7 protein-coding genes, 1 tRNA gene and 2 pseudogenes are annotated in these 4,905 nt (G+C 56.2%); 9 read left to right on the forward strand and 1 reads right to left on the reverse strand.

The annotated features are described in order from the left end of the window. The 8 genes and pseudogenes from Q8L50_RS14840 to rplL form a co-directional block, all read left to right on the forward strand. A pseudogene (locus Q8L50_RS14840) lies at positions 1-141 on the forward strand (elongation factor Tu); the annotation flags it as partial. A gap of 73 nt (positions 142-214) precedes the next feature. Beyond that, a tRNA-Trp gene (locus Q8L50_RS14845) sits at positions 215-290 on the forward strand. Positions 291-416: 126 nt separating this feature from the next. Beyond that, a complete protein-coding gene (secE, locus tag Q8L50_RS14850; protein WP_305349412.1) occupies positions 417-800 on the forward strand; it encodes a preprotein translocase subunit SecE in 384 nt (127 codons plus the stop codon). 68 nt (positions 801-868) lie between these two features. Then, positions 869-1,396, forward strand: a complete 528-nt coding sequence (nusG, locus tag Q8L50_RS14855) for a transcription termination/antitermination protein NusG (RefSeq protein WP_305349417.1) — start codon at positions 869-871, stop codon at positions 1,394-1,396. 141 nt (positions 1,397-1,537) lie between these two features. Further along, positions 1,538-1,972 carry a 50S ribosomal protein L11 gene (gene rplK / locus Q8L50_RS14860; RefSeq protein WP_188708843.1) on the forward strand — a complete coding sequence of 145 codons (435 nt, stop codon included), beginning with the start codon at positions 1,538-1,540 and terminating at the stop codon, positions 1,970-1,972. Continuing rightward, on the forward strand, positions 1,969-2,664 hold the full coding sequence (gene rplA / locus Q8L50_RS14865; protein WP_305349413.1) for a 50S ribosomal protein L1: 696 nt from the start codon (positions 1,969-1,971) through the stop codon (positions 2,662-2,664). Before rplK ends, rplA begins: the two co-directional genes overlap by 4 nt. Positions 2,665-2,928: 264 nt before the next feature. Then, positions 2,929-3,468, forward strand: coding sequence for a 50S ribosomal protein L10 (gene rplJ, locus Q8L50_RS14870; RefSeq protein WP_305349414.1), 540 nt, complete (start codon positions 2,929-2,931; stop codon positions 3,466-3,468). A gap of 29 nt (positions 3,469-3,497) precedes the next feature. Then, positions 3,498-3,875, forward strand: coding sequence for a 50S ribosomal protein L7/L12 (gene rplL / locus Q8L50_RS14875; protein ID WP_305349415.1), 378 nt, complete (start codon positions 3,498-3,500; stop codon positions 3,873-3,875). Here the strand turns inward: rplL and Q8L50_RS14880 are convergent. Further along, positions 3,868-4,140, reverse strand: a complete 273-nt coding sequence (locus Q8L50_RS14880) for a hypothetical protein (RefSeq protein WP_305349416.1) — start codon at positions 4,138-4,140, stop codon at positions 3,868-3,870. The two genes, rplL and Q8L50_RS14880, sit on opposite strands and share 8 nt — an antisense overlap. 70 nt (positions 4,141-4,210) lie before the next feature. On the opposite strand from Q8L50_RS14880, the pseudogene rpoB reads away from it, so the two are divergent. Then, a pseudogene (gene rpoB / locus Q8L50_RS14885) lies at positions 4,211-4,905 on the forward strand (DNA-directed RNA polymerase subunit beta); the annotation flags it as partial.

The raw sequence follows: 4,905 nt of genomic DNA on the forward strand, positions 1-4,905 counted from the left end.
GAAATGGTCATGCCAGGCGATAACGTGTCGATCACCGTCAAGCTGATCAACCCGATCGCGATGGAAGAGGGTCTGCGTTTCGCCATCCGCGAGGGCGGCAAAACCGTCGGCGCCGGTGTCGTGGCCAAGATCATTGCGTAAGAAGGCTGGTTTTTTTGGGGTTGGGTCAATAACGCAAGGCGTCTCTGCCCTTTCCCTACTGATTGAGAGATAAAGGGGTATAGCTCAATTGGCAGAGCGTCGGTCTCCAAAACCGAAGGTTGTAGGTTCGATTCCTACTGCCCCTGCCACCTGGCGGTTGACGCTGCAGGTGGTTGGAAGAGATAACAAATGCAAGCCCGCCGGGAGTCGAAAGACCCCAGGTGGGCTTAAGCGTCTGAAAAGACGCAAGATGATGGAACAGGAATCAGGCGCTCATGGCCACTTCTCAAGTCGAAACCGTCAGCACCACTGCTGACAAGGCCAAGCTGGCCCTGGCTGTGGCCTTGGTCTTTGGTGCGCTCGCGGGCTTTTACCTGCTTGCCAAGCAGGGGCAGATTGCCCAATGGGGTGGCCTGATTGCTGGTCTGGTGGCTGCAGTGGTGGTGTTCATGACCTCCGAGCCGGGCAAGCAGTTTGTCGCTTTTGGTCGGGATTCCTGGCGCGAAGTCAAAAAAGTTGTCTGGCCGGCCCGCAAGGAAGCCATGCAGATGACGGCTTATGTGTTTGCATTTGTCGTGGTGATGGCTCTGTTTTTGTGGCTCACCGATAAAACGCTTGAGTGGGTGTTTTACGACCTGATATTGGGGTGGAAGAAATAATGAGCAATATAAACGGCGACGTGATCAGCGAAGTGGCGGCTGGCACATCCCTGCAACCGACTCCCGGCATGCAGTGGTATGTGGTGCATGCTTATTCGGGCATGGAAAAAGCCGTTGAGCGAAATATTGTCGAGCGCATCAACCGCGCCGGCATGCAGGCCAAATTCGGCCGTTTTCTGGTGCCCACTGAAGAAGTGGTCGAGATCAAGAACGGCCAGAAAAAAACCACAGAACGCCGATTTTTCCCGGGTTATGTGCTGGTCGAAATGGTCATGGATGACGAAAGCTGGCACCTGGTGAAACACACCAACAAGGTGACGGGTTTTGTCGGCGGCGCCAAGAACCGGCCGGCACCGATCTCGGAAGAAGATGTCCAGAAGATTGTGGACCAGATGCAGGTCGGCACCGAGAAGCCGAGGCACAAGGTCGAATTTGAGACCGGTGAATACATTCGCGTCAAGGACGGCCCGTTCACCGACTTCAACGGTACGGTTGAAGAGGTCAACTACGACAAGAACAAAGTGCGCGTGTCCGTCACGATTTTCGGACGTGCGACACCAGTGGAGCTGGAATTCAGCCAGATCGAAAAGACCTGATTTGTTTGGCAGGTAGAAATTCGTGCCTTGCAACTCGGCGCGGAGGGCTCTTGACGGAGTCTGATTGAGTTGTGTAACCCCCGGGGAGCCCGGGCCTGTTTCTAACAGCGTCCTGGCGTTAGTACCCGCAAGGAGAAAAGTATGGCGAAAAAAATCGTCGGCTTCATCAAGCTGCAAGTGCCAGCTGGTAAGGCCAATCCGTCCCCGCCGATTGGCCCAGCTTTGGGTCAGCGCGGCCTGAACATCATGGAATTCTGCAAGGCATTCAATGCCCAGACCCAGGGTGTCGAGCCCGGTCTGCCGCTGCCTGTGGTGATCACGGCATTTGCCGACAAGAGCTTTACCTTTGTCATCAAGACACCTCCCGCAGGCGTCCTGATCAAAAAGGCCATCAAGCTCGACAAGGGTTCTGCCACGCCGCACACGGTGAAGGTGGGCAAGATCTCCCGCGCACAGCTGGAAGAAATTGCCAAGACCAAAATGAAAGACATGACGGCTGCTGACCTTGATGCAGCAGTTCGCACGATTGCTGGTACGGCCCGCTCCATGGGCGTGTCGGTGGAGGGTGTTGTATGAGCAAGCTGACCAAGCGTCAAAAAGCCATCGGCGACAAAATCGACAGCAACAAGCTGTACGCGGTTGCCGATGCCCTGGGTCTGGTGAAAGAGTTTGCGGTTGCCAAGTTCGATGAATCCATCGACGTGGCGGTGCAGCTTGGTATCGACGCCAAGAAATCCGATCAGGTCGTGCGCGGCGCCGTTGTGCTGCCTAATGGCACCGGCAAAACCAAACGTGTGGCTGTGTTTGCACAAGGTGCCAAGGCTGAGGAAGCCAAGGCCGCTGGTGCTGACATCGTCGGCATGGACGATCTGGCTGCCGACATCAAGGCCGGCAAGATGGACTTCGACGTTGTGATTGCATCGCCTGACGCCATGCGTGTCGTCGGTACCCTGGGCCAGATTCTCGGCCCACGTGGTTTGATGCCCAATCCGAAAGTCGGAACGGTCACCCCTGATGTGGCAACGGCCGTGAAGAACGCCAAAGCCGGTCAGGTGCAGTTCCGTGTCGACAAAGCCGGTATCGTGCACGGCACGATAGGTCGCCGCTCTTTTGACACCGACAAGCTGCAGGGAAACCTGGCTGCGCTGATCGACGCTTTGACCAAGGCCAAGCCTGCGTCGAGCAAAGGTGTGTATTTGAGAAAAGTGGCAGTTTCGTCAACGATGGGTGTGGGCGTTCGCGTCGACACACAAACCATCTCGGCGTAATTGCAAAAAATTTGAATGGCCCGCAAGGGCTGTTCAAAGTGGTGGGCTGCCGGGGTTCAGGCTCCGGCAGGCCATCCAGGACCGTTGGTGCGGTAGGCTGAAAAGCCAACCGCTTAATCGTCGAAAGACAGCCAACGCAGATGGCGGTCCCGCTGCTTGAATGGTTTTGAAAAGAATCTGAAAACAGTTGGTCGCTGAATATAGGCGTGTGGATGGTGTGGTGCGAAAGCGGCATCCCAAAGACACAATATTAAGGAGTAGACCTTGAGTCTCAACCGCAGTGAGAAACAAGCCGTCATTGATGAAGTGACAGGCCTCGCCGCTAAAGCTCAAACGCTTGTGATGGCGGAATACCGTGGCATCACGGTCGCTGACATGACCAGGCTGCGCAGCCAAGCCCGCGACAAAGGTGTGAACCTGAGTGTGTTGAAAAACACCCTGGCTCGCCGTGCCGTGGCAGGTAGCGCGTTTGATGTCCTGTCCGACCAGATGACCGGACCGCTGATCTATGGCTTTTCCACCGATGCCGTGGCTGCCGCCAAGGTAGTTGCCGACTTCGCAAAAACCAACGACAAGTTGGTGATTCGCGCAGGCGCAATGGCAGGAAAAGTCCTGGACGTCAACGGCGTCAAGCAGCTCGCGAACATCCCTTCGAAAGAAGTGCTGCTCGCCCAGCTGTTGGGCCTGATGCAATCCCCCATTTCGCGTACGGCACGTGTGCTGGCCGCGCTGGCGGAGAAAAAAGGCGCTGGCAGCGACGTTGTCGCAGCCGCAGAGCCCGCAGCAGAAGCTGCAGCGGCGTAACTTGTACCCAACTTTTTTAGGAAATCAAAATGGCATTCGATAAAGACGCATTTTTGACCGCGCTCGACAGCATGACGGTCCTCGAACTCAACGACCTGGTGAAAGCCATCGAAGAGAAATTTGGCGTGAGCGCTGCAGCCATGGCTGCACCTGGCGGCGGCGGCGGCGGCGCTGCTGCTGCAGTGGCTGAAGAGAAGACCGACTTCAACGTCGTTCTGCTCGAAGCCGGTGCCCAGAAGGTGCAGGTCATCAAGGCGGTGCGTGAGATCACCGGCCTGGGCCTGAAAGAAGCCAAGGACCTGGTTGACGGCGCTCCCAAGAACGTCAAGGAAGGCCTGCCAAAAGCCGACGCTGAAGCTGCCAAGAAAAAGCTCGAAGACGCTGGCGCGAAAGTCGAACTCAAGTAATCCTTGGGTTTTGCGAAGGCTGGAAGCCGGCTTCGGCTTCCAGCCTTTCGTGCTTTTCAAGGAGCAGCGTTAAAAGCACCGCGCGAGCGGGTTTTTCAGCTCTTTGGAACCACTGGCAAGCAGATTTGACAAAAATCTTCTTGCCAGTGCTTCCTGACCCCGACTGCAGGAAACGCCTTGGTTCGGGCAACGCGCAATGCGTTGCCGTCCGCCATGGTTGGTAGTGGCCAACCACCAAGTCTGTTTGATTACGCGGTGTATTCATTCAAGACAGTCGCCAGAGCTTAACAAACCAGTTGTTGTACTTGTTTGTGTCCCATCCAAGCGGAGAACTCATGGCCTATTCCTATACCGAACGCAAGCGAATTCGCAAAAGTTTCGGCAGCCGCGAAAGTGTGCTGAACGTTCCTTACCTCCTGCAGATGCAGAAAGACGCCTACACGGCTTTTCTGCAAGCCGACCGTGCGCCGCAAAAGCGCGAAATTGAAGGTTTGCAAGCAGCGTTTGAAAACGCTTTCCCCATCGTCTCGCACAACGGTTTTGTCGAGATGAAGTTTCTCGAGTACAACCTGGCCAAGCCCGCTTTCGATGTGCGTGAATGCCAGACCCGCGGCCTGACCTTTGCGTCGGCCGTGCGCGCCAAAGTCCAGCTGATCATTTATGACCGCGAATCCTCGACCTCGCAGTCCAAGGTTGTCAAGGAAGTCAAGGAGCAGGAGGTCTACATGGGCGAAGTGCCGCTCATGACCGACAAGGGTTCCTTCGTCATCAACGGCACCGAGCGCGTGATCGTGTCCCAGCTGCACCGCTCACCCGGCGTGTTTTTCGAGCATGACAAGGGCAAGACCCACAGCTCGGGCAAGTTGCTGTTTTCGGCCCGCATCATCCCTTACCGCGGATCCTGGCTGGACTTCGAGTTCGACCCGAAGGACGTGCTGTACTTCCGTGTCGACCGCCGCCGCAAAATGCCGGTCACGATTTTGCTCAAGGCCATTGGCCTGAACCCCGAGTCCATCCTGGCGAACTTCTT

The organism is Polaromonas sp. (assembly GCF_030680935.1).
In the GTDB taxonomy this organism is placed as follows: Bacteria; Pseudomonadota; Gammaproteobacteria; order Burkholderiales; family Burkholderiaceae_C; genus Polaromonas.

Coding starts and splice junctions, on each gene's coding strand:
- secE (WP_305349412.1), top strand. CDS start 417: ATGGCCACTTCTCAAGTCGAAACCGTCAGCACCACTGCTGACAAGGCC.
- nusG (WP_305349417.1), top strand. CDS start 869: ATGCAGTGGTATGTGGTGCATGCTTATTCGGGCATGGAAAAAGCCGTT.
- rplK (WP_188708843.1), top strand. CDS start 1,538: ATGGCGAAAAAAATCGTCGGCTTCATCAAGCTGCAAGTGCCAGCTGGT.
- rplA (WP_305349413.1), top strand. CDS start 1,969: ATGAGCAAGCTGACCAAGCGTCAAAAAGCCATCGGCGACAAAATCGAC.
- rplL (WP_305349415.1), top strand. CDS start 3,498: ATGGCATTCGATAAAGACGCATTTTTGACCGCGCTCGACAGCATGACG.
- Q8L50_RS14880 (WP_305349416.1), bottom strand. CDS start 4,140: ATGAATACACCGCGTAATCAAACAGACTTGGTGGTTGGCCACTACCAA.